The organism is Coriobacteriia bacterium, assembly GCA_034370385.1.
Classification (GTDB): domain Bacteria; phylum Actinomycetota; class Coriobacteriia; order Anaerosomatales; family PHET01; genus JAXMKZ01.
On the sequence record JAXMKZ010000011.1, the window covers coordinates 205,466 to 226,822 of the forward strand.

The 21,357-nt window shown below is 66.0% G+C and carries 18 protein-coding genes; 9 read left to right on the forward strand and 9 right to left on the reverse strand.

Going from position 1 to position 21,357, the window contains the following annotated elements; translation table 11 throughout:
* Positions 1-21: 21 nt before the first annotated feature.
* Positions 22-2,160 carry a polyphosphate kinase 1 gene (gene ppk1 / locus U1E26_03820; protein MDZ4168768.1) on the reverse strand — a complete coding sequence of 713 codons (2,139 nt, stop codon included), beginning with the start codon at positions 2,158-2,160 and terminating at the stop codon, positions 22-24.
* 172 nt (positions 2,161-2,332) lie between these two features.
* Here ppk1 and U1E26_03825 point away from each other — a divergent pair, with 172 nt between their 5' ends.
* From U1E26_03825 to U1E26_03845, 5 genes are all read left to right on the forward strand, one after another.
* Positions 2,333-2,542, forward strand: coding sequence for a MerR family transcriptional regulator (locus tag U1E26_03825; GenBank protein ID MDZ4168769.1), 210 nt, complete (start codon positions 2,333-2,335; stop codon positions 2,540-2,542).
* Between the two features lie 23 nt (positions 2,543-2,565).
* Complete coding sequence (locus U1E26_03830) at positions 2,566-2,988, forward strand: TipAS antibiotic-recognition domain-containing protein (GenBank protein ID MDZ4168770.1); 423 nt, start codon at positions 2,566-2,568, stop codon at positions 2,986-2,988.
* Between the two features lie 63 nt (positions 2,989-3,051).
* Positions 3,052-4,071 carry a carboxypeptidase-like regulatory domain-containing protein gene (locus U1E26_03835; GenBank protein MDZ4168771.1) on the forward strand — a complete coding sequence of 340 codons (1,020 nt, stop codon included), beginning with the start codon at positions 3,052-3,054 and terminating at the stop codon, positions 4,069-4,071.
* A 59-nt stretch (positions 4,072-4,130) separates the two neighbouring features.
* Complete coding sequence (locus U1E26_03840) at positions 4,131-5,504, forward strand: carboxypeptidase regulatory-like domain-containing protein (GenBank protein ID MDZ4168772.1); 1,374 nt, start codon at positions 4,131-4,133, stop codon at positions 5,502-5,504.
* Between the two features lie 112 nt (positions 5,505-5,616).
* Positions 5,617-6,702: a hypothetical protein gene (locus tag U1E26_03845; protein ID MDZ4168773.1), complete on the forward strand. Its 1,086-nt coding sequence runs from the start codon at positions 5,617-5,619 to the stop codon at positions 6,700-6,702.
* An 86-nt stretch (positions 6,703-6,788) separates the two neighbouring features.
* Here the strand turns inward: U1E26_03845 and U1E26_03850 are convergent, their stop codons facing one another.
* Genes U1E26_03850 through U1E26_03860 form a run of 3 tightly spaced genes read right to left on the reverse strand, consistent with a single transcriptional unit; the run spans position 6,789 to position 8,879 of the window.
* Positions 6,789-7,604, reverse strand: coding sequence for a toast rack family protein (locus tag U1E26_03850; GenBank protein ID MDZ4168774.1), 816 nt, complete (start codon positions 7,602-7,604; stop codon positions 6,789-6,791).
* Complete coding sequence (locus tag U1E26_03855) at positions 7,601-8,542, reverse strand: sensor domain-containing protein (protein MDZ4168775.1); 942 nt, start codon at positions 8,540-8,542, stop codon at positions 7,601-7,603. The genes U1E26_03850 and U1E26_03855 overlap by 4 nt, the downstream gene beginning before the upstream one ends.
* Positions 8,514-8,879 carry a PadR family transcriptional regulator gene (locus U1E26_03860; GenBank protein ID MDZ4168776.1) on the reverse strand — a complete coding sequence of 122 codons (366 nt, stop codon included), beginning with the start codon at positions 8,877-8,879 and terminating at the stop codon, positions 8,514-8,516. Before U1E26_03860 ends, U1E26_03855 begins: the two co-directional genes overlap by 29 nt.
* Positions 8,880-8,991: 112 nt before the next feature.
* Between U1E26_03860 and U1E26_03865 the strand changes: the two genes are divergently transcribed.
* Complete coding sequence (locus tag U1E26_03865; GenBank protein MDZ4168777.1) at positions 8,992-9,447, forward strand: hypothetical protein; 456 nt, start codon at positions 8,992-8,994, stop codon at positions 9,445-9,447.
* A 107-nt stretch (positions 9,448-9,554) separates the two neighbouring features.
* A complete protein-coding gene (locus U1E26_03870) occupies positions 9,555-11,531 on the forward strand; it encodes a hypothetical protein (protein ID MDZ4168778.1) in 1,977 nt (658 codons plus the stop codon).
* A gap of 73 nt (positions 11,532-11,604) precedes the next feature.
* On the opposite strand, the gene U1E26_03875 is transcribed toward U1E26_03870, so the two are convergent.
* From U1E26_03875 to U1E26_03885, 3 genes are read right to left on the reverse strand one after another with little or no spacing between them, the layout of a single operon-like run.
* Positions 11,605-12,018 carry a PIN domain-containing protein gene (locus tag U1E26_03875; protein ID MDZ4168779.1) on the reverse strand — a complete coding sequence of 138 codons (414 nt, stop codon included), beginning with the start codon at positions 12,016-12,018 and terminating at the stop codon, positions 11,605-11,607.
* Positions 12,002-12,313, reverse strand: a complete 312-nt coding sequence (locus U1E26_03880; GenBank protein MDZ4168780.1) for a CopG family transcriptional regulator — start codon at positions 12,311-12,313, stop codon at positions 12,002-12,004. The genes U1E26_03875 and U1E26_03880 overlap by 17 nt, the downstream gene beginning before the upstream one ends.
* Before the next feature lie 35 nt (positions 12,314-12,348).
* Positions 12,349-13,788, reverse strand: coding sequence for a hypothetical protein (locus U1E26_03885; protein MDZ4168781.1), 1,440 nt, complete (start codon positions 13,786-13,788; stop codon positions 12,349-12,351).
* Between the two features lie 172 nt (positions 13,789-13,960).
* Between U1E26_03885 and U1E26_03890 the strand changes: the two genes are divergently transcribed.
* Both U1E26_03890 and U1E26_03895 read left to right on the forward strand, forming a co-directional pair.
* Positions 13,961-14,242, forward strand: coding sequence for a ribbon-helix-helix protein, CopG family (locus U1E26_03890; GenBank protein ID MDZ4168782.1), 282 nt, complete (start codon positions 13,961-13,963; stop codon positions 14,240-14,242).
* Positions 14,232-14,654: a type II toxin-antitoxin system VapC family toxin gene (locus U1E26_03895; protein MDZ4168783.1), complete on the forward strand. Its 423-nt coding sequence runs from the start codon at positions 14,232-14,234 to the stop codon at positions 14,652-14,654. Before U1E26_03890 ends, U1E26_03895 begins: the two co-directional genes overlap by 11 nt.
* 25 nt (positions 14,655-14,679) lie before the next feature.
* Here U1E26_03895 and purL read toward each other — a convergent pair whose 3' ends face one another.
* Both purL and U1E26_03905 read right to left on the reverse strand, forming a co-directional pair.
* Positions 14,680-16,959, reverse strand: coding sequence for a phosphoribosylformylglycinamidine synthase subunit PurL (gene purL / locus U1E26_03900; GenBank protein MDZ4168784.1), 2,280 nt, complete (start codon positions 16,957-16,959; stop codon positions 14,680-14,682).
* A 112-nt stretch (positions 16,960-17,071) separates the two neighbouring features.
* The gene (locus U1E26_03905) at positions 17,072-21,154 is read right to left on the reverse strand and encodes a right-handed parallel beta-helix repeat-containing protein (protein ID MDZ4168785.1); all 4,083 of its coding nucleotides are present in this window, start codon (positions 21,152-21,154) and stop codon (positions 17,072-17,074) included.
* Positions 21,155-21,357 lie beyond the last annotated feature (203 nt).

Here is a 21,357-nt window from a genome sequence, read left to right on the forward strand (position 1 = left end):
CCCTGATCACCCGCCGCTAGTCTACCGCCTCGCAGCACCATCCGCTAACCTGCGCTCGGCAACCGACAGGAAGGCGACCTGCGCGTCAACGGGCGCCTCGCCATCGTTCGGCTGACGGAGTGCGTAGGTACCGTCGGCAGCCAGCTCCCTCGTGTGAGCGTTGTCGGCCAGATAGACGTCAAGAATCGACTTCAGCCGGCGAACGAGCGCGCGGTCGATGATCGGTGCCAGCACCTCGACCCGACGGTCCATGTTGCGAGTCATGAGGTCCCCGCTCCCGATGAGCACCTCCGGTCTGCCGTTGTTGCGGAACCAGTAGATCCTAGTGTGCTCGAGGAATCGGCTGACGAGGCTCGTGACCGTGATGTTCTCCGAGACACCCTCGACCCCGGGCTTGAGGGTGCACACCCCCCGCACGAGCAGGTCGATTCTGACACCCGCCTGAGAGGCCTCGTAGAGCAGCGGAACCATGCGCCGGTCAACGAGCGAGTTCATCTTGAAGATGATGTGCGCCGGCTTCCCCGCAGCGGCGTTGGCCATCTCGCGACGGATCCTGCTCTCCATTCCGCTACGCAGTGTGTTCGGCGCAACGAGGAACCGCTCGAACTGTGTATCGGCGGCCCACCCGGTGAGCGAATTGAAGAGCTGAGTAGCGTCGTGCCCGACATCCTCGCGGCAGGTGAGCAGGTCCAGATCCGTGTATTGCGAAGAGGTGACCGCGTTGTAGTTGCCGGTTCCCACGTGCACGTAGCGCCTGATCCGCCGCCCCTCTTTGCGCACGATGAGCGTGACCTTGCTGTGCGTCTTGAGTCCGAGGAGCCCGTACACGACGTGCACGCCCGCAGCCTCGAGCATTCTCGCCCATCCGATGTTGCTCTCCTCATCGAAGCGCGCCTTGAGTTCGACGAGCGCTGCGACCTCCTTGCCGTTCTCGGCCGCCTCGAGAAGCGCCTGCACGACCGGCGCGTCGCGCCCCACCCGATACAGCGTCATCTTTATGGCCAGAACATCGGGGTCGTTGGCGGCCTGGCGCAGCAAGGCCACGACAGGCTCGAACGATTCAAACGGTCGATGGAGCATTATGTCGTGCTCGCGGATCGCTTCGAACCAGTCGGTGGTCGCGGCCTCGTCGCACCCTGGCGGAAGGGCGGGCACGAAGGGCTTCTCCTTGAGATCAGGCCGATCGACACGGTAGAGCGCGAAGAGGTCTGAGAATCCGAGCGGCGGGTCGACGACCACCATCTCATCCGGTTCGAGTTCGAGGTTCTCGGACAGAATCTGGCGGACGGGCTCAGGCATGTCCTCGTCGACGGTCACTCGGACTACGCTACCGAAACGTCGTTTCCGAATGCCTTCTTCGATACTCTCGAGCAGATCGTCCGCCTCAATCTCCTGGATCTCGATCTCGGCGTCACGCGTGATTCGAAACGCGTGCGCTTCAACGACTTCGTAGCCCGGGAAGAGCGAAGCCAGATGTGTGCAGACGAGATCGTCGATCCAGATGAACCAGTGTCCGTGAGCCCGCCCGGGGCGGCCGCCCTGCCGGCCCGGCATGGGCACAAGTCGAGGCAAGGACCTGGGAAGCTTGAGGCGCGCAAAGCGTTCTTCACCCTCGGGTGAACGCACGACGATGGCCAGGTTCAGAGACATGTTCGAGATGTGCGGGAACGGTCGGCCGGGATCGAACGCAAGCGGCGTGAGCGTGGGGAACGCGGTGTCGCGAAAGTACTCGTCGGCAGCACCTCGCTGAACCGCGTCTAGGTCGCGGTAGCCGACGACGTGGATGTTCTGTGCAGCGAGCTCAGTCCGCAGTGAGCGGTACAGCACACGCCCCCGCCGCATGAGCTCTACCGCGCGCTCACGTGACGCCGCCAGTTGTTCGGCCGGAGTCATGCCGTCAGCCGAAGTACCGCCTACGCCCGCCTTGACCTGCTGCTTCAGCCCCCCGATGCGCACCATGTAGAACTCGCCGAGGTTGCTCGACATGATCGCGAGGAACTTGACCCTCTCCAGCAAGGGGTTGCGCTCGTCCTCGGCTTCCTCGAGTACGCGCTCTTGGAAGGCGAGCAGCGACAACTCGCGATTCAGGAACAGTGACGGGTCATCAAGTCGAACCGCCTCAGGCTCAGGCAGGCCGCTCTCAGGGCTGTCTATCTTCATTGGCTCCCCGCAGGTCCGGCAACCGAACAGGCCCCTCGCATGGTACTCACTTTCGGCAGCTCAGGCACGATTTCACATACCTGACACGAGTGCGCCCGCAAGAACCACGCTCAACGTGTTGACTCTCACGTAACGTGAGGGTCTAGGCTGATGCACCGGAGGTGAGTGCGACATGACGCACACGGTAGGACAGGTGGCCAGGCTCGCGCACGTCAGCGTGAGGACGCTCCACCACTACGACGAGATTGGACTGCTCAAGCCTTCGGCGCGCAGCGATGCGGGCTATCGGCTGTATACGTTGCACTGCTCCGGCAACGGGACCTCATCGCCGAGCAGGCACTTCGGCTGGAGGCGCTGCTCGCACTCATCGACCGATCGATAGCAGCAAACGAAGGAGGTATCCGCATGACGAATGAAGAGATGTTCGAGGTGTTCGGCGACTTCGACCCGTCCGAGTACGAGGACGAGACCAGAGAGCGCTGGGGCGACACGGACGCGTATCGCGAGTCCGCGCGCCGCACCGGGCGCTACACCAAGGATGACTGGGCACGCTTCAAGGCCGAGGGCGAGCATCAGATGGCGAGGATGATCGAGCTGTTCGACGCCGGCGCTTCGCCCGACTCGCCCGAGGCGATGGACGCCGCCGAGGCCGCCCGACTGCAGATCGACGCGTGGTTCTACCCGTGTTCGCGTGAGATGCACTGCGGCCTGGCAGAGATGTACATCGCCGACGCACGCCTTACGGCGCACTACGAAGACCACCGGCAGGGACTCGCGGTCTGGTTCCACGATGCGATTCTTGCCAACGCGGTACGCGGCGAGGAGTAGAATGCGACGCACAAGAGGCGAGTGGCTTCAGGCCCGCCGCAACTGCAACTGCCAGGAGGTCCGATGCGTCACACGATCCGCATCCTGCTATCTCTAGCTTTCGCCTGCGGGGCGATGGTAGGCAGCGTCGGGACGGCGAGCGCCGAACCCGTCCGTGCCTCGGCCGGCTACACGATCTCCGGCAGTGTGTATGCCGTGCCCCCGGTCAGGCCGCTCGACGAGGTCGAGGTGGCCCTCTACCAGTCGAACGGCGCGGGAGGGTGGAGTCGCGTGAACTGGACGGTGCCGCTCAACGGCGAGTACCAGTTCAACGACGTCCCAGCGGGCGAGTATCGGGTCGGGGTCGAACGGCCCGCAAACGCATCCAGCCCGCTGTGGCGCTATCCCCTGCCACTCTTCTGGAGCAACTACGCCTCGACGGTCGAATCGGCCACGACACTCCGTGTCGTCGGCGATGTGCAGCTCTCGTCCGTGGCGGCCTTCGAGAACTCGCGCGTCTCGGGCACGCTCCGGTCAGAGGTGAACGGCGCTCCCCTGTCTGGTGCGGCCGTGACACTGTACTGGTTCGCGGGCGCTGAAGCGCCTCGCACCGACACCGTGCTCACGGATCGGTTCGGCGAGTACTCCATCTACGTACCGAGGGGTGATGCGAACTCGTTCAGCCTGCGGTTCGCCAAGCCGGGCTACGTCACGGAGTTCTACGACGACCGGACCCGCCTCGAAGATACCGAACGACGAAGCGCCGACACATGGGAAGGACTGGGCGGTTGGTTGCGCGCGCGCATCACGGGCGCTGTCGCACCCTCGGTGCGCACGGTGCGCGGACGCGGCACGGTGCGAGTCACGACGACCTTGCGTGACGGTCCCACCGGTGCGCCGAAGCCCAACGCGCAGTTCCGTCTCCAGCGCTCGTACAACAACCGCACGTGGAGCAACATCGGAGGCGTGCTGAAGACCGGTAGCACCGGACGGCATGTCGCGTCCACGACGGTGACCCGCACGACGTACTTCCGCTGCGTGCCGTTGTCTTCGTCGAAGTACCTCGGCGTGACCTCGTCTTCGGTGAAGGTGAGCAAGCTGTAGAGAGAGCGGCCCGAGTCGCTCGTGGCCGGCTGCCTATCCACCGCGAACGGGGAGGAACGATGCGCCGCACACTCAACGTACTACTGGCCCTCGCTGTGGCAACAGGGGTGATCATCGGCGCCGGGCTCTGTGCGACAGAGCCTGCGAACGCCACCACCGCCCCGCTGCTCGGTGGAGTGTGGGACGCAAGCGACAACCCGATCGATGACGTTCAGGTCGTGCTCTACCGCTACAATCCGGCCAGCGCCACCGACTGGGCCGTCGTGACCTTCGTCGAACCCATGGGCGGCACCTTCGACTTTGGCGAAGTACCCACGGGGACCTACCGGGTCGGCATCAGGCCCCATCCTGACGCACCCGCCTCGGAACAATGGAAGTATTCGCCGATGTTCTGGGAGGATGCGTACTCCCTCGAATACGCCACAGATATCGACCTCGTCGATGGCGAGGCTGTCAATCTCCGCCTCAGGGTCAACCCCCAGCTCACGGGAACGCTGACTTCTGAGCAGAGCGGCCTGCCCATTGAAGGCGTGACCGTGCGCGTCTACTGGTACGAGGACGCGACGGACCTGACGGTCGAGACGGCGAGCACGACGACCGACGCGCAAGGGCGCTACGCCATCAGCGTGCCGGACACCGGCACGATACTGATCGAGTTCGCGGGCAACGGGTGGGCTATGGAGTACTACCCGAACAAGGCTCGGTTCAACGAAGCCGAGCCCCGGACCTCAGGCGGCATGGTCATCGACGAGTCGCTCAGCCCGGGAGCGACGTTTCGCGTGGACCGGGCGCTCAGTCCCTTTGGTACCAGGATGCCCTCTGCCTGGACGGCGATCGAGGCGGGACTGCCGTATGGCATCGAACTCGAACGGCGCTTGGATCTGCCTGCAGCTGACCCTGCCCAGTGGGAGCCGTTCTGGATCATGCCGGCTCGAACCCGCTCTCAGTGGCCGGACTTTCTCCCGTATGGGCAGTATCGCGTGCGCTTCGTCGCGCCCACCGGAACCTACCGCTCAGCGTGGCACGCGCACGTGGCCACACCGGAAGCAGCTACGCCGATGACCGCGGATCCCTCGGCCCGCAACATGGTTGCCGACGCCCGCTTCCTCGGCCGCACCAAGGCTTCAACGAGCATCCGTTCGTCGGTTGCGAGTGTGCGGCGCAATGGGCGTGCGCGCCTCACCGTGACGATTCGTGACGCGTCAATCACCGGACGCACACCGTTCGCTCTGCCCAGCGCGCCGTTCCGTCTGCAGAGGTCGTATGACGGACGAAGGTGGACGACGATCGGCGGCGTTCGCCGCACGGGCAGCGCCGGGACGTACGCGACGAGCCTCGGAATCTCCCGCACCACCTACTTCCGAGCCGTGCCCGCGGCCACGCCGACGTACTACGGGGCGACCTCATCTCGCGTTCGCGTGCGAGTCCGCTGAGACGAGAGCCTCGTCCGAAGTGAAGATGCCGTTCGCCGACACGGTGTCCCGGTCGGCCCGCTGTAGTCTTGTGTAAGGGTCCATCCGCAGTAGCGTCGTCGGAAGGAGTAGCGTGCCACGGGTCTGGACGAGTACCCTGATGCGCGCCCAGCCGTTCACGCCCACAGGAGGTCCGATGCGCCACACGATCCGAATCCTGCTCACACTGACGCTCGGCTTCGGAGCGCTGGTAGGAGCCGTCGGGACCGCGAGCGCCGAACCCGTTCGTGCCTCAGCCGGCTACACGATCTCAGGCAGCGTGTACGCCATGCCCCCGATCAGGCCGCTCAACGAGGTCGCGGTGGCCCTTCACCAGTCGAACGGTGCGGGCGGGTGGAATCGCATCCGCTCGACAGTGCCGTCCGGCGGTGCGTTCCAGTTCAACGACGTCCCCGCAGGCGACTATCGGGTCGGTTTCGAGCCACTGGCGAACGCGTCGAGCCCGCTGTGGCGCTATCCCCTCCCGGTCTTCTGGAACAACTACGCCTCAACCGTCGAATCGGCCACATCGGTTCGAGTCGTCGGCGACACGGAGCTCGCACCCATCGCGATCTTTGAGAACTCGCGCGTCTCGGGCACACTCCAGTCTGCAGTGGACGGCGCCCCTCTGAAGGATGCGGCAGTGACGTTGTACTGGTTCTCGGGAGCCGGGGCGTATCGCACCGATACCGTGCTCACGGATCGGTTCGGCGAGTACTCGATCTACGTGCCCAGAGGGGATGAGAACTCATTCAGTCTGCGATTCGCCAAGTCGGGCTACGTCACGGAGTTCTACGACGACCGGACTCGCCTCGAGGACACCCAACGCCGAAGCGCCGACTCGTGGGAAGGGCTCGGCGGCTGGCTACGCGCACGCATCACCGCCTCTGTGACGCCCTCGGTGCGCACGGTGCGCGGACGCGGTGCGGTGCGATTCACGACGGTTCTTCGTGATGGTCGTTCTACGAGTGGCGCGATGGCTCGCACCGGCTTCCGGCTTCAGCGCTCGTACAACAATCGCACGTGGACGAACGTAGGTGGCGAACTCAAGACCGGCATCACCGGCCGCTACACCTCGTCCATCTTGGTCACCCGTACGACCTTCTTCCGAGCCTTGCCGACCTCATCGTCCAAGTTCTACGGCGTCCCTTCGCCGTCGGTGAAGATCACGAAGAGGTAGCCGTCGAGAGCACTGGCTCCGAACGTTTCCGAGGCCCGACCACGTGGATGTGGTCGGGCCTCGTTACGCTCAGCATCAGGTCTCGGCTACTCGCCCAGTTCGATCGAGACCTCACCGATACCCTGCTTCACCCGAATCTCGTAGGCCGGACGGTCGTCGTCGTATGCATCGTTGACCCAGGCGCCGCCATCCTCTGACAGGCCGTCGACGGTCACCTCTCCGATGCCCTGGTCGATTGTGACCCGAACGGGCACTCCGTTCGGAAGCGCCAACCGCATCGCCCCGACGCCGCCGATGACATCGATCTCGACGTCGTCATCCAGTTCACGCCCGCCTGTGAGGTCGATCGTCGTCTCACCCGCGCCGTTGACGATTCGTGCCGACAACAGCAGGAGGTCTCCGATGAGGAGATCTGCCTCGCCCGCGCCACGCTCGATCACGAGATCCATCGGCGTGCCGGTATCGAGAGCGACGTCCCAGTTGTTGCGCGTGTCTCCCTCGGCGAACGGGTCGAACTCGGACTGCCTGACGGTCAGCTCGCCGACCTCGCCGTCCACTCGGTAGTCCACCTCGGGCGTCCAGCGCTTGGGCTTGGTGTCGAACTGGGCGTCCATGAGCGGCCCGCTCGCACCGCGAACCTTCAACTCACCCACGGGCTGTGCCAGTCGCACCTCCGCTCGCGTCGCGGTGCCGAGCTCGACCACCTCGGTGGCAGTGCGACCGACGACCGGCGAGTCCGGCTCTTCGGGGGCCTGTGGCTCATCGGCCTCGATGCGGTCCCCGATGTGTAGATTCGCGTACCACTCGTCGCCGGTGTTCTCGACGCGACGGAAACCGGTCCCCAACGCGATCATGCCGATGAGTACCACCGCGATGATGATCGGTATCGAACGGTCCTTCATGACTGCACCTCCTGACCGGCTACGCCCGCAGCTGCATCGCTGTCGAAACGCCCCACGAGCATCACCTTGGCGTAGGCGCCGTGGAGCACGCCGACACCCTTCGCCACCCACATGGTGGCCACGAACGTGAGCACGCCGATCAGGATCACGAAGGGCGCGGCCCACCAGTTCATCTGATAGTGGTAGTCGCCGAACACGAACAGCGGCAGATCGAAGATCCACTGGGCGAACGGCAGCGCGATGAACGACAGCGCAAGCGACAGCCCCGTCACCACGACCGTGAAGTAGATGATGCCGAACATGAGCTGCAGCACCATGTAGAGCATCGTCGTCCACGTGCGGTAGTCGGTGAACCAGCTCTTGATGCGCTCCCACAGGTTGCCTGTCTGACCGACGGTGCGCGGACGCCGTGGCATGCGCAGACCGAGCAGCCCCTCGACCATTCGTCCTTCGGCCAGTGAAACCGCCCGGACGATGGCGATGAACAGCAGCGCCAACGGGATGCCAACGATCAGTACCGACAGACCGAAGGTGAGCGACAGCCCCGTCACCACGACCGTGAAGTACATGATGCCCGTCACCAACGCCAGAAGCATGTAGAACAGCGCGCCCCACGCTCCGGGATCGGCCAGTACGCCGAAGAATCGGCCGAGTATCGTGGAGCGACGCTGCGGCGCCGGCTTGCGGAGCGCCTCTGCCACCGTGATCTCACGCTCGCGATACGCGTCGGCGATCTCTTCCGGAGTCCCGTATGCATCGATCGCCGTGGCGATGGACTCGGGAGTCGTCCCGTCCTCGGCCGCAGCCGAACGCAGGTACTCCTCCGCATCGTAGAGCGCATCTTGCACAAGCGCGGGATCCGCCCCGGCGAGTGCGCCCCTCAGTTGGGCCAGATAGCCCTCGATTGTCTCAGCCAACGTTACCCTCCAACGTCGCATCGACGAAGTCACGTGTCCGTGACCACGCCGCCTTCCAGTCGTCTAGCACCGCACTCCCGCGCTCGGTGATCGCGTAGTACTTCCGCGGTGGGCCCGAGACACTCGGCTCCACCCGGCTCTCAAGCAGTCCGTTCTCCTCCATCATGCGCAGAACCGGGTACAACGTTCCCTGCTTCACCGGCAGTCCGCCGGCCCACCCGGACTCGATGCGCTTCGCGATCTGGTAGCCGTACAGCGGCTCAGAAGAGCGGTCCAGAATCGCTAGGAGAACGAGTGAGACGGTGCCTGCGTTGAGCTCCTTCTGGATCTTTCGAAGCATGGCTTCGTCCGCGGTCACTGCCCACCTCCCTCACGTGTCGTCCAGCGGTTGTATCAACTCGCTGGTATTCGGAACTTCGGACTAGTCACGATGCATACTACTACTAAGTTCCGACTAGTCAAGGGCTTCTTTGCCGAGGCGCAACCTGTACCGCATCACCTCGCAGATGCTGGTGGCGGGCGAGATAGACCCCGGGCTGACGACGACCTTCCGCCGCGACACGCCTGGTGCGACGTTCTTCTCGCTGTTCCGCCAGTTGCTGTCCGATGTGAGCGACCTGATGCTGTTCGAGGCGAGCAACGGGGCGCTGTTCGGCAAGGTCGACGACAGCCGTCTGGACTCGGTGTACGACGCCATACGCGGAGTGCTCAAGCGCACGGTGGTCCTGTGGGAGCAGAACCCGGAGCCCGCGTGTGAACTCGTCCTGTGCGACAACGAACACGATCTCGAGGCCATCTGCGAGATGAGCGAGCGACTCGCTCGGCTCGGCCGCAAGGGCTCGCGCAACAAGGAGATCGTCGAGATCTGTGACGCCATCCTTGAGCTGAGCGGCGAGATCAGGGCGCGGGTACTCCCCGAGTTGTGAAGAATGCCTTCCGGACGTCTGATTCTGATACCCCATAGGGTATATAGCCTTCGGAGAATGTGGTGCGCGATCCGTGAGGGGAGCGCCGTCTTTCGGAGGTGTTTGAGATGAAGAAGGTGCTTTCTCTGGGCATGGCGCTGGCGATGTTCGTCGCGGTATCTCCTACGGCCTTTGGCGCACCCAGCGAACAAACGATCGTCCACCAGGATTTGTCTACGCGGACCCAATTGGTCAGTCAGTGGGCGGGGAAGCGCGGCTACGACTACTACAAGAGCATGAGCGATGTCGCCGTTGGCGTTGCGCAGGGCGGAATCGGCACCGCAGGGCAGGTCATCCCTGGCGGGAACGTGCTGGCCTACGTGACCGAGGCCGGGGAGGTCGTTTGGGAAAGAGACGGCGATCCGGCCTCGCGCAGCATCGTCATGACCACCACCAAGGGCGTTCACATCCCCCACGTCGTCTTCACTGTAGACAAGCTGGTCGTGCTTGAGGGGGTTCCGGACCTGGACCAGCCCGGCTTCGTGGAGCAGGCGAGTCTCCATGTGTTTGACTCGACGACGGGCGGGCGTTCGCTTACCGCGAGCATCGGGCCGGACATCGACGGGTGGTCTGTCGGCCACCTCGATGCCGACTCCGACGGCGATGGTGTGGCGTTTCTCAAGCTTCGCAAGCGTCCGGAGATTCTGTATCAGGTGACAACGTCGACGCCCGTGGACGTGGACGCGTCGATCTTCTACTCGTCCCTCGCCCCTGACTCAGTCGGACCTGACGCGCCACTCGCCCAGTTCCATCCCCGCGAGATCGCCCTAGACAAGCCTGTCAGCGGTCTGTCTCTGCACCGCGGCCGGATCGCGTACAACGCTGGAGGCTCGATTGGCTACGTGCTCGCATCGAAGATCGCGACCGAGTACAGCTTCAGCTGGGGTCTGAGCCAGCAGGGCGGATTTGGCGGCCGCTTGGGTTCAGGCCGCGTCGTCGGCTCGCCGGCGCTCTTCGATGACACGCTCGCCTACCTTGAGGCCGACGATGCGCGCACGAGCGGCTCGGTGATACTCGTAGACATGAACTCGGGACAGGTCTCAGCGATCGGCGTAGGCGAAGCGGCGCTCGATGCACCGAGCCCGGTGCTCAACGACGACTTCGTCTACTGGGTACGCGATGCGGGCGAGGCGACCCTCAAGCCGGTTGGAGGCACGTCACGCACGTTCATCCTTCCCCACGTCCTTGAGAGAACGGGCTTCCGCGCAACCGACCGCAGCTCGTCCACCGTGGCTACTCTCGGGCTGGACCCGAGCCCGATCAGTGTCTGGCGGGAGCGCGGCAGCGGACTGGCGACAGGTCGACGCTCCCACGGCATCTACACCGTGCAGAGTGATGGGGCCCGCTGGGTGCACGCCATCCACCGAGGCGAGCAGCTCCCGGTCTTCACGGGCGCTCGTATCCTCCCGACGGCCAACAAGCGCGGCGTCACCCTCTCCGTTTCAGCGCCCGGAGGAGGCAGCCTGCCGCTGCCGGTATCGGTCGTGTCCACCGGCACGACCAGCGGAGGAGGTGCAGGCAAGGCCTCGTTCCAGGACTTCCACTTCCGGACATCAGTGACTCCTACGACCAGCCCCCTTGGCCCGATCTACTCAGCCACGTTCGATGAAGTCGGCCGGCGGACCCTGTTCCAGTTCCGCTATCCCGGTGATGGCACGTTCGGCTCGGGCGAGAGCGTGCTGTTCGAGTTCGCTCCCACGCCGGTTGTGACCGCAGGCATCAGCCCGTCGTCACCACTGCGCGGGCGGGCGTTCACCGTGCGCGGCGAGGTCAGGACCCCGCAGCCCGACGACGGCTCTGTCAGCGGCACGGCGACAGTCTCCCTGCAGCGCCTGACCCGCAAGGGCTGGGACGGCACCGTCAAGGGAAGCGGCAAGCGCAACCCCCTCTACCAAGGCAACAGCACCGGCGGCACCAACCCGATCTACACAGCGAGCAACCTCCGCATCACCGAACCGGGCGTGTACCGGGTGCGTGTGACGGTGCCGGCGAACGAGTTCCACGAGGCGGCAAGCTCTCCCTGGCGTCAGTTCCGCGTGAGGTAGCACACGAGGCGCAGCCAGCGCACACAGAGAGTCTTGCGAGGGCGTCCCGAACCATCGGGGCGCCCTCCTCGCGTCAGGGGATGAGCTCGAGCGAGCCGGCGAACGTGGGCTTGTAGGCCGCAAGCCGCCGGTCGAACGACATGATCCGCGCGGTGCCTTCGCGCTCGCAGGTCGCCAGCAGCGTGCAGTCGGCGAACCCGAACCCGGCGTCGGCGTAGGCGAGGTCAATGGCGTGAGCGTTGGCGATCAGGTCGGCGTCCGTGCCCAGGATCGTGATGCCAGACGCTTCAAGCGAGTCCCAGAAGTGGCGCTGGACGTGCAGCCCCCAGTGTGACTTCAGGAGTCCCATCGTTTCGGCGAGAATGGCGGCTGGGACCGCAAGGCCGTCACGTGCGTGCGCTACGAGGGCGGCGCGCGCTCGGGAGTGGTTCGACTCGTTCTGCCGAGCGGCAGCTATCAGGAAGCTCGTGTCAGTCAGAATCAGCAAGACCGTGCTCCTGATCCCATTCGCCGCCTGGCCTGAAGTAGTCCGCGAGAATCTCATCCACGCGCATCGACAGGTCGGTCGCGGGGTCGTCATCCTCGATGACTCCCACGATCGCGAGGTAGTTGGTCGTCGCCGGCTTCTCGGTGTGCGCGCGGTACTCCGCAATGGCCTCGCGCGCGATCTCGGCCATGGAGGAACCCCGCCTCTGCGCCTCTTCGGCGAGGAAGGCATGCAGCTCCTCAGGCAGGTACATCATCGTCTTCTTCATGCCCACGAGCTTAGCGCCCGATGACATATATGTCAACCATATATGTCACTCAGTGCTGATTCTCAGTTGCGCACCGTGAAGTACCTGATCGAGCTCCAGCTCGGATCGTGCCCGAGGTCCGCGTGGTACGAACGCACGTACCACTTGCCTGCAGTGGGCAGCGTGACAGCCTTGCGATAGGTCCCGACGCCGCCGAGCACACCGACGTTCGTGCCGGTCTTGTAGACGTACTTCCCCTTCGAGTTGCGCAGGTAGAACTTGAGCGCGACGCTCGTCGAGTACACATGAGCCGGCAGCGTCCCCGACACGTAGAACCGCGCCTTCTTGCGAGGACTCGACGGAGACAAACTCGGCGTCCCAAGCTTCGCGATCGTGCCTCCGAGACGCGCCCACGTGAGGCCGCCGTTGCGCGAGACGAACGCGCCGCCCTCTCCCCCCGTGTACGATCCGCCGGTCACCACGAACACGGTGTTGTCGTTGGCGAAGTTCGGCGAGTAGTCGATGTCCTCGATCCAGCTCCCGGTCAGCCCGGTCTCAGCGCGCACCCAGGTGACCCCGCGGTCGGTCGAACGGCCGAACAGCGGCCCCGGATCGATTCCGGCGCTCACCGACCGCGCTCCTCCCGCGAGTACGGTGTTGTCGATCGCGAAACGCGGCGAGGTCACGATCGATCGCGCGGGGATGACCCCGAAGCCCTCGGCTATCCGCGTGAACTGCGCGCCTCCATCCGTGGAACGGAAGATGTGCCCGTTGCCGTGGGTGGCGAAGACGGTGTGGTCGTTGGCGAAGTCCGACGAGTAGCACGCATCGTTGAATCCCTGATTCCACGAGGGGGACACGGCGGCTGGACTCCACGCTGACCCGCCGGTGGTGGACACGCGGATAGTGTCGCGGAAGCCCTCGACCGCAACGAGTCCGCCGTCCGTGGCAAACCCGGGCGACATCGCGAAGTTGTCCATCGCCAGCTCGCCGTAAGCACCGCTCGGCGTGATGAGCGTCCAGGATTCGCCGGCGTCGGCTGACTTGTAGAGGTTCGTGTTCACCATCGCGACGATGGTCCGGTCGGCCGCGAACCCCGGCGAGATCCGCAGGCGGTACGGCTGGCCGTCGAACGGCAGGCCCGTGGAGAGCTTCGTCCACGTCGCCCCCCCGTCAACCGAGCGGTAGATTGCGGCGCCGACGCCGAAGCGGTTGCCCCGCGACGCAACGAACAGTGTGCGGTCAGTGGCGTACGCGGGCGAGACTGCGATGTCCTCGATGTCCTGCGGAGCGCCGGCGATCAGTGAGAACGATGAGCCACCGTTCGTGCTCTTCCAGAAGGTGGCGTCGTACTGGCCGCCCACGAAGATCGTCTTGTCGGTGGCGAACGCAGGCGAGACGGCCAGGGACTTGATCTCTTTCCCCTTGCCGGGCGGCGAGACGGCGCCGGCGACGGTCGGCGAGACGACAAGTGCGACGAGCATCGCGAGTGCGAGTGTGCGGCCGAGATACCTGTGCAACATGGATACCGCCCCCCAAGGCGAAAGCGCGTCGGCGCGAATTGCCGACGCCACGAGGAGAGTGTACCCGTGAGGGACGGGCAGTTCCCGGGGCGCCTGCCACTTCGCCGCCTCGTTTCATGGGTATACACTGATAGTGGTTATCGAGGTTCTCCACCATCGAACGGACGCCGGCATGACGAAACTCAACATCTCGATGCCCGAGGAGCTCTTGATCGAGCTGGATGCAGAAGCCCGCGAACTGGGGCTTTCGCGAAGCGGCCTCATCCAGGAAGCCTCGGCTCGCTACATCGTGCAGGCCCGGGAGGACCGGGCGGCGGAGCGCCGTCGGCTCACGACGCTGTCTGCCGCGCGGCGGATGCATGAGGCTGGGGTGAGGCTGGGGCTCGCCGGCCAAGACCCGGTGGAGCTCCTCTCGCAAGCCCGTGCGGCGGACGAGGTCACTCGTGCCCGATAGCCCCCGGCCCCTCGTGGTGGACGCGAGCGTTGTCGTGAAGTGGTTCGTATCGGCGGGCGAGTCCGGCACCGACACGGCGGCCGAGTTGCTGACCGAGCACGCCGATGGTGCAGTCCGTCTCGTTGCACCCACGTTGCTTGCTCAGGAAGTCTTCGGTGTCCTCACGCGAGGCGGGCGGACAGCGGGCTCCGCCGACGAGGCGATCGAGGCATTCTGCGATGTCGGTGTGGTGCTGATCGCGCCGACGCGCGAACTGATGCTGACGGCAGCCGATCTCATGCGAAGCCACGGGGTCTCCGCGCTCGACTCGGCGTACGCTGGTCTCGCGAAGACGCTCGACTGCGAGCTCGCTACGGCGGACCGCAAGCTCGCGCGAGCAGTCAGCGGAGCGGTCCGGGTGCGCAGGGCCTGAGGGGAACCCGTGAGATCGCGCGCCCCTACCCCTCGAACAACTCCTCGGTCTGCACCTCGCCATGCACGAGCGCCTCGAGCGTGGGCTCGAATGCGTCGCGCAGGTCGTCGAGCGAGAGGCTCAGCCGCTCGCAGATGGCGAGGCGGTCGCCGGCCACGGTGCCGATGACGCTGTAGGGCACGTCGGCCGCGACGAGCGCTTCGACCAGCGCGTCGGCGTCTTCCTCGGCACACGTCACGATGATGCGGCTCTGGCTCTCGCCGAACAGCGAAGAGACGGCCGGCAGCTCGTCGTGCAGGTGGACGTCGGCGCCGAGGTCTCCGGCCATGCAGCTCTCGGCGAGCGCGACGGCTATGCCACCTTCCGAGCAGTCGTGCGCGCTCTTCACGAGCCCGTTGCGGATACCCGCGCGCACGGCGGCCTGCACTGCGGCCTCGAGCTCCAGATCGAGTGCGGGCGGGGCGCCGGTGACGAGGCCATGCTCGACCTTCAGGTACTCGCTGCCGCCCAGCTCGTCGTAGGACTCGCCCACGAGCACGATCACGTCGCCCTCGTCCTTGAAGTCCATGGTGCAGTGCTGGTCGACGTGGTCGAGCACGCCGACAAGGCCCACGGTCGGCGTCGGGTAGATCGGGTTGCCGAAGCTCTCGTTGTAGAAGCTCACGTTGCCGCTGATGACGGGGACCGTCCACGCCTTGCACGCGTCGGACAGGCCGCGGATGGCCTCGTGGAACGTGTAGAATACCTCGGGCTTTTCCGGATTGCCGAAGTTCAGGCAGTCGGTGATCGCCGCCGGCTCGCCGCCCGCGCACGTCACGTTGCGCGCGGCCTCGGCCAGCGCGATCTGCGCGCCCGTGTACGGATCGAGGTAGCAGTAGCGGCCGTTGCAGTCGCTCGAGACGGCGATGGCGCGGTCGGTCATCTCGCCCCGTCCGGTGTCGCCGATGCGGATGACGGCCGCATCGCCACCGGGCAGCACGACGGTGTTCGTCATGACCTGGTGGTCGTACTGCTCCCAAATCCAGTGCCGGGAGCAGATGTTGGGACTGGCGAGCAGCCCGAGCAGCGTCTCTGCGAGCGCCTCTTCGGTCTCCGGATGCGTGAGCGTATGGGGGTCGAACGCCTGCACCTCGTCGAGGTACGCGGGTCTCGACATCGCCGGGTCGTAGATCGGCGCGTCGTGGGCGAGCGTGGCGGCCGGCATGTCGCCGACGATCGTCTCCCCCTCGCGGATCACGAAGCGGCCGGTATCGGTGACCGTACCGATGACGGTCGAGCGCAGTCCCCACTTCGCACACACCGCCATCGCAGCGTCGAGCTTCTCCGGCTCGACCACGGCGAGCATGCGCTCCTGCGACTCGGAGACCATGAACTCGAACGGCTTCATCTCCAGTTCGCGCGCGGGGATCTTTGTGACGTCGATGTCGAGACCGACTCCGCCGCGGCTGGCCATCTCGCTCGCGCTCGAGGTGAGCCCGGCCGCGCCGAGGTCGCCCAGCGCGACGAGCAGCCCGGCGCGCAGCAGCTCGAGGCACGCCTCGATGAGCAGCTTCTCCTCGAACGGGTCGCCCACCTGGACTGCCGGGCGCTTGTCTTCGGCTCGCTCGTCGAACTCCTGGCTGGCCAGCACGCTCGCGCCACCAATGCCATCGCGGCCGGTCGTCGACCCGATGAGCACGACGAGGTTGCCAGGCCCCGTGGCCACCGCGCGCATGAGGTCTTCCTCGCGCATGAGGCCGATCGACATCGCATTGATGAGGCAGTTGCCTTCGTAGGCCTCCTCGAAGTAGACCTCGCCACCGACCGTCGGCACGCCCAAACAGTTGCCGTAGCCGCCGATGCCGGCCACCGCGCCCTCGAACAGGTAGCGCTGGCGCGCCTTGTCCAGCGTGCCGAAGCGCAAGGAGTCGAGGCTGCCGATGGGCCGCGCGCCCATCGTGAAGATGTCGCGGATGATACCGCCGACGCCGGTCGCCGCGCCCTGGTACGGCTCGATGGCGCTCGGGTGGTTGTGGCTCTCCATCTTGAACGCGACCGCCCAGCCGTCGCCGACGCCGATGACGCCGGCGTTCTCGCCGGGGCCCTGCAAGACGTGCGGACCCTCGGTCGGGAACATGCGAAGCGCCTTGCGCGAGTGCTTGTAGCTGCAGTGCTCGCTCCACATGAGCGAGTACATGTAGAGCTCGGTGATCGTCGGTGTGCGGCCCAGAATCTCGACGACGTGGTCGTACTCAGAGGGCTTGAGACCCAGCTCCACGGCGAGCTTCGGCGCGAGTTCGGGCGAGAGATCGGCGACGACGGTCACAGCGGTGACCCCTTTCGAACGGTGAGGAGAGCGTGAACGAACGCGCCCATTGTAAGCGAATACCTGGCGCGAGCGACGGGCGTCACTGGATGATGAGCGCGCCGGTATCCCGCTACTTCACCTGCAGGTAGTCGTAGTTCTTCGACCAGCTCGCGGCGTGTCCTGAATCGGCGTGGTAAGCGCGCATGCGCCAGCGGCCGGCCTTGGTGAGCCGCAGCGAAACGCGGTACCTCGAGTAGGTGGCATGGTTCGCACAGGTAGCGTTCTTGTAGCCATAAGCCTTCCAGCGGCCCTTCTCCAAGCGCCACAGGTAGACGCGCACGGGCTTGGAGCCGACCGCGTGACGCGGCTTGAGCGTGCCGCTCACCGTGATCGGCTTGCCCACCTTGGCCTTGGGCGGCGCGACCGGGGTGCCCACGAACGCGCGCGGCAACACCCATGCGCCCGGGCCCACGACGCCCGGCACCCCTTCGCCGGGCAGCGAACGCACGCGATAGATGGCGCGAACACCCGGAACTACGGTGATACTGAACCCTCCGTCAGCCGCGGTCGCGACCGGAGCCGAGCAATCAGAGAAACCCACGCCGTCAGAGGAGGACTGCGCCACGACGCGTGCGCCCGCTATCGGGCCCGCCTCGGCGCTCAGGCGGCCTTCGAGCACGAACGGATCACCCCAGGCCGGCAGTACGCGTGATGTCGTGAGCATCTCGATCCAGGCCGGGCCGGTGACGGTGAAGGTGTGGACCACCGAGGCGCTCCGGTTACCGGCCACGTCGATCGCCCACGCGGTGATGGTGTGCGGGCCGGGAACCTCGTAGGCCACGAGCGCCTCTGACACCGGCAGCGTGGCTGTGGGCTCTTGGCCGATGCGCCACCCGACCGCCGAGACGCCCGAGAGGGTGTCGGCTCCCCAAAGGCGCAGGCGCGCCAGGTAGCTCACCGTGCTCGAGTCGGCGATGGTGAGGGTCGGCGCTGTCAGGTCGATGCGCACGATGGCGGTCTCGGTCGCACAGCGGTTGCCCGCACCGTCAATCGCACTGTAGGCGAGCGTCGAGGTGCCCTGCTCGGAGATGATCACGGTACTCGCCGATCCCGCGGACTGCCCGGCGAGCGGGGGCCCGGACGGCCCGGTGACCAGCCACTCGATGCGGGCGATGCCCGAACCGTCGTCCGTGGCGCGCAGGCGCACCGTCACAGGCGCCGCCCGCCACACGCCCGGGGCGTCGTCTGAGACGCTCGGTGCGGTGGTGTCGGGGACGACCGGGGCGGCGATGTGGACGGTGGTGGAGTGCGGATCCTCGGTGTTGCCGGCCGTGTCGACCGACCAGAAGCTCACGGTCGTGGTGCCCACGGTGCTCACGGCGAACGGGCCGCCGTAGATCGAGGCGGGGCCGGTCCCGATGCGGAACCACGTGCTCGCGACACCAGAGCGCGTGTCGGAAGGTGTGAGGGTCACGAGGACCGGGGCGCCGGGGGCGCCGGGAACGTGTGCGGCTGTCGTGTGTGGCGCGCTCTTGTCGATGCGCACTACAGCGGTCTCGGTCGCGCAGCGGTTGCCGGCGACGTCGATGGCCGAGTACTCGATGGTGGTGGTGCCCTCGGCGCTGATCGCGACCTTCGCGGGGCTGCTCGCCGAGGAACCCGCACCTGCGCTCGCACCTGAGAGGGCCCAGTCGATGCTCGCGATGCCACTGCGCGCATCAGAGGCGGTGATGGTCACGGTGACGTCGCCCGTCTGCCAGCCGCCCGGCGCGTCGTCTGAGACGGTGGGGGCATCGGTGTCCACGGTCACGAAGGCGGACTTGGCAGTCGGGTTACCGGCCAGGTCGCTGCACCACGCCATGATGAGGTGATCGCCTGAAGCGCCTGGCGAGAACGAGCCGCCGGTATAGAGCTGGGGCGCGCCTCCGTCGACGGTGTAGAAGACCGGACCGACACCGGATACCGCATCCGATGCCTCGATCGAGACCGAGGAGGGCGAGGCGGTGATCGCGAGCCCCGGCGCGCTCTTGTCGAGCCGCACGGTCGCGGTCTCGGTCGCGCAGCGGTTGCCGGCCACATCAGCGGCCGAGTACTCGATGGTGGTGGTGCCCTCGTCGGTGAGTGCGACGGTCGCGATGCCGGCAGAAGGATGCGTCACGGTGGGTGTGCCCCCGCCGGTGACGAGGACGTCGGTACCCGCGACGCCGGAGAGCGCGTCGGTCGCCTCCACCGTCACCGTGACGTCATGCGCACGCCAGCCGCCCGGAGCGTCGTCTGAGACAGCCGGCAGACCGGTGTCGACGAGGATCGGCCCGAAGTGGGTGCCGGCAGACCACAAGCCGACCGCATCGGCTGTAGCGACGTTGACGTAGAGCGGCACACCCGGAGTGGCGGCAAACGTGAACGCCGAGGTGCCGGCCGAATGCGTGACGATGGGCAGCGGGTACCCGGTCGTGCCGGTCGAGACCGAGATCGCGAAGCCGGCGACGGGCGCGACGGTGCCCGTCGCACTGCTGATGTCCACCGTGACCGTGGCGCTCTTGGACCAGACGCCCTGCGTGTGGGTCAAACTCGTCAGCGTCGGGTCCACCGGCGCGACCGGACCGGCCAAGTCCACGTACTCGTGGGCTCCCATGTCAAAGCCCGCTCCCCGTGGCCGCCAGACGCCGAGCTTGTCTGCTGCCGGCGCGGCCGTGGAGGTCGCCACATCAATGCACGGAGAGCCGGCCTTCAGTCGGAAGTCGCCCGCCGAGGTCGCGACGAAGCTCGGTGCGACCGAGATGTTGCCGGTACCCGCGTCCCCGTCCTCGATGTCCGAGTAGGTCGCCGAACAGCCGAGGAGGTCGTCTCCGTTGCCCCACACGATGCTGTTCGTGATGGCCGGCACGGAAAGGGCGCAGTAGATGCCGCCGCCGGTGGTCGCGGAGTTGCCCGTGATGGTGCTGTTCGTGATGGTCGGAGCGGACCCGTCGCCAAAGATGAAAATGCCGCCGCCGCCGCCGTTGCCGCCGGAGTAGCCGGGGGCGGAGTTGCCGGAGATGGTGTTGTTCGTGATCGCTGGCGAGGAGTAGGAGGAGTAGATGCCGCCGCCGTAGGTGGCGCTGAAGTTGTCGGTGATGGTGTTGTTCGTGATCGCCGGCGAGGAGGATTCGCAGCAGTAGATGCCGCCGCCTGCGCCGAAGCGGAAGTTCTTGGAGTTGAAGGCGGAGTTGCCGGAGATGGTGTTGTTCGTGATCGCTGGCGAGGAGAGGAGGCCGCCGCACCAGATGCCGGCGCCGTATTGTGTGGCGGAGTTGCCGGACATGGTGTTGTTTGTGATCGCCGGCGAGGAGGAGAGACAGTAGATGCCGCCGCCGTAGCTGGCGGAGTTGCTGGTGATGATGTTGTTCGTGATCGCCGGCGAGCCGGGGTCGCAGGAGATGCCGCCGCCGAAGTTGGCGGAGTTGCGGGTGATGATGTTGTTCGTGATCGCCGGCGAGGAGGAGAGACAGTAAATGCCGCCGCCGTTGGCGGGGATGCCGGAGACGGAGTTGCCGGAGATGGTGTTGTTCGTGATCGCTGGCGAGGAGGAGAGACAGTAAATGCCGCCGCCGCCGCCGCCGTCGCCGAAGGCGAAGCCGGAGGCGGAGTTGCCGGAGATGGTGTTGTTCGTGATCGCTGGCGAGGAGGAGAGACAGTAAATGCCGCCGCCGTAGTCGGTGGAGTTGCCGGAGATGTTGTTCTCAGAGATCGTCGGCGAGGAGTCGAAGCAGTAGATGCCGCCGCCGCCGTTGGTGGCGGAGTTGCCGGAGATGGTGTTGTTCGTGATCGCTGGCGAGGAGGAGCGACAGTAGATGCCGCCGCCGTAGGTGGCGGAACCGCCTGTGATCGTGAATCCGTCGATGCTCTCACCGGTGCCGGTGCTGCTCACCGTCACGACCGAGCCTGTGCCGGTGCCCTTGAGCGTCGTCGACGCGGCGCCGGCGCCGTGGATCGACACACCGTCCTTCATCGTGATGTTTCCGCAGAAGGTCCCCGGCCCCACGTTGACGTCATCGCCTGCCGCCGCGGAATCGATAGCGTGCTGGACGGTGGCGAACGGCATGAGCGGCGAGCCGTCCCCAAGCGTGTCGCTCCCGAACTGCGACACAAAGACAGGTGCCGCCTGCGCGGTCAACGGGAACGCGAGTACGGATGCGAACAGAACGAGCGCTACGAGCACGAAGCGGCGCATGGGATTCCCCTCCGAAACCATGGTTGCATGCCATCCGGCACCTGATGCTGATGCGGTGCGACATCGCCGCGCAGCCAGCATAACCCAACGCGAGCGCACGAGCGGACGCCGAGACGGCACAGACGCCCGCCTCCCTGGGCTGCGACGGCGACCCCTGTCGAAAGGCGAGGTTGACTTGTAGGAATGCGCCCATGCCACGCGAA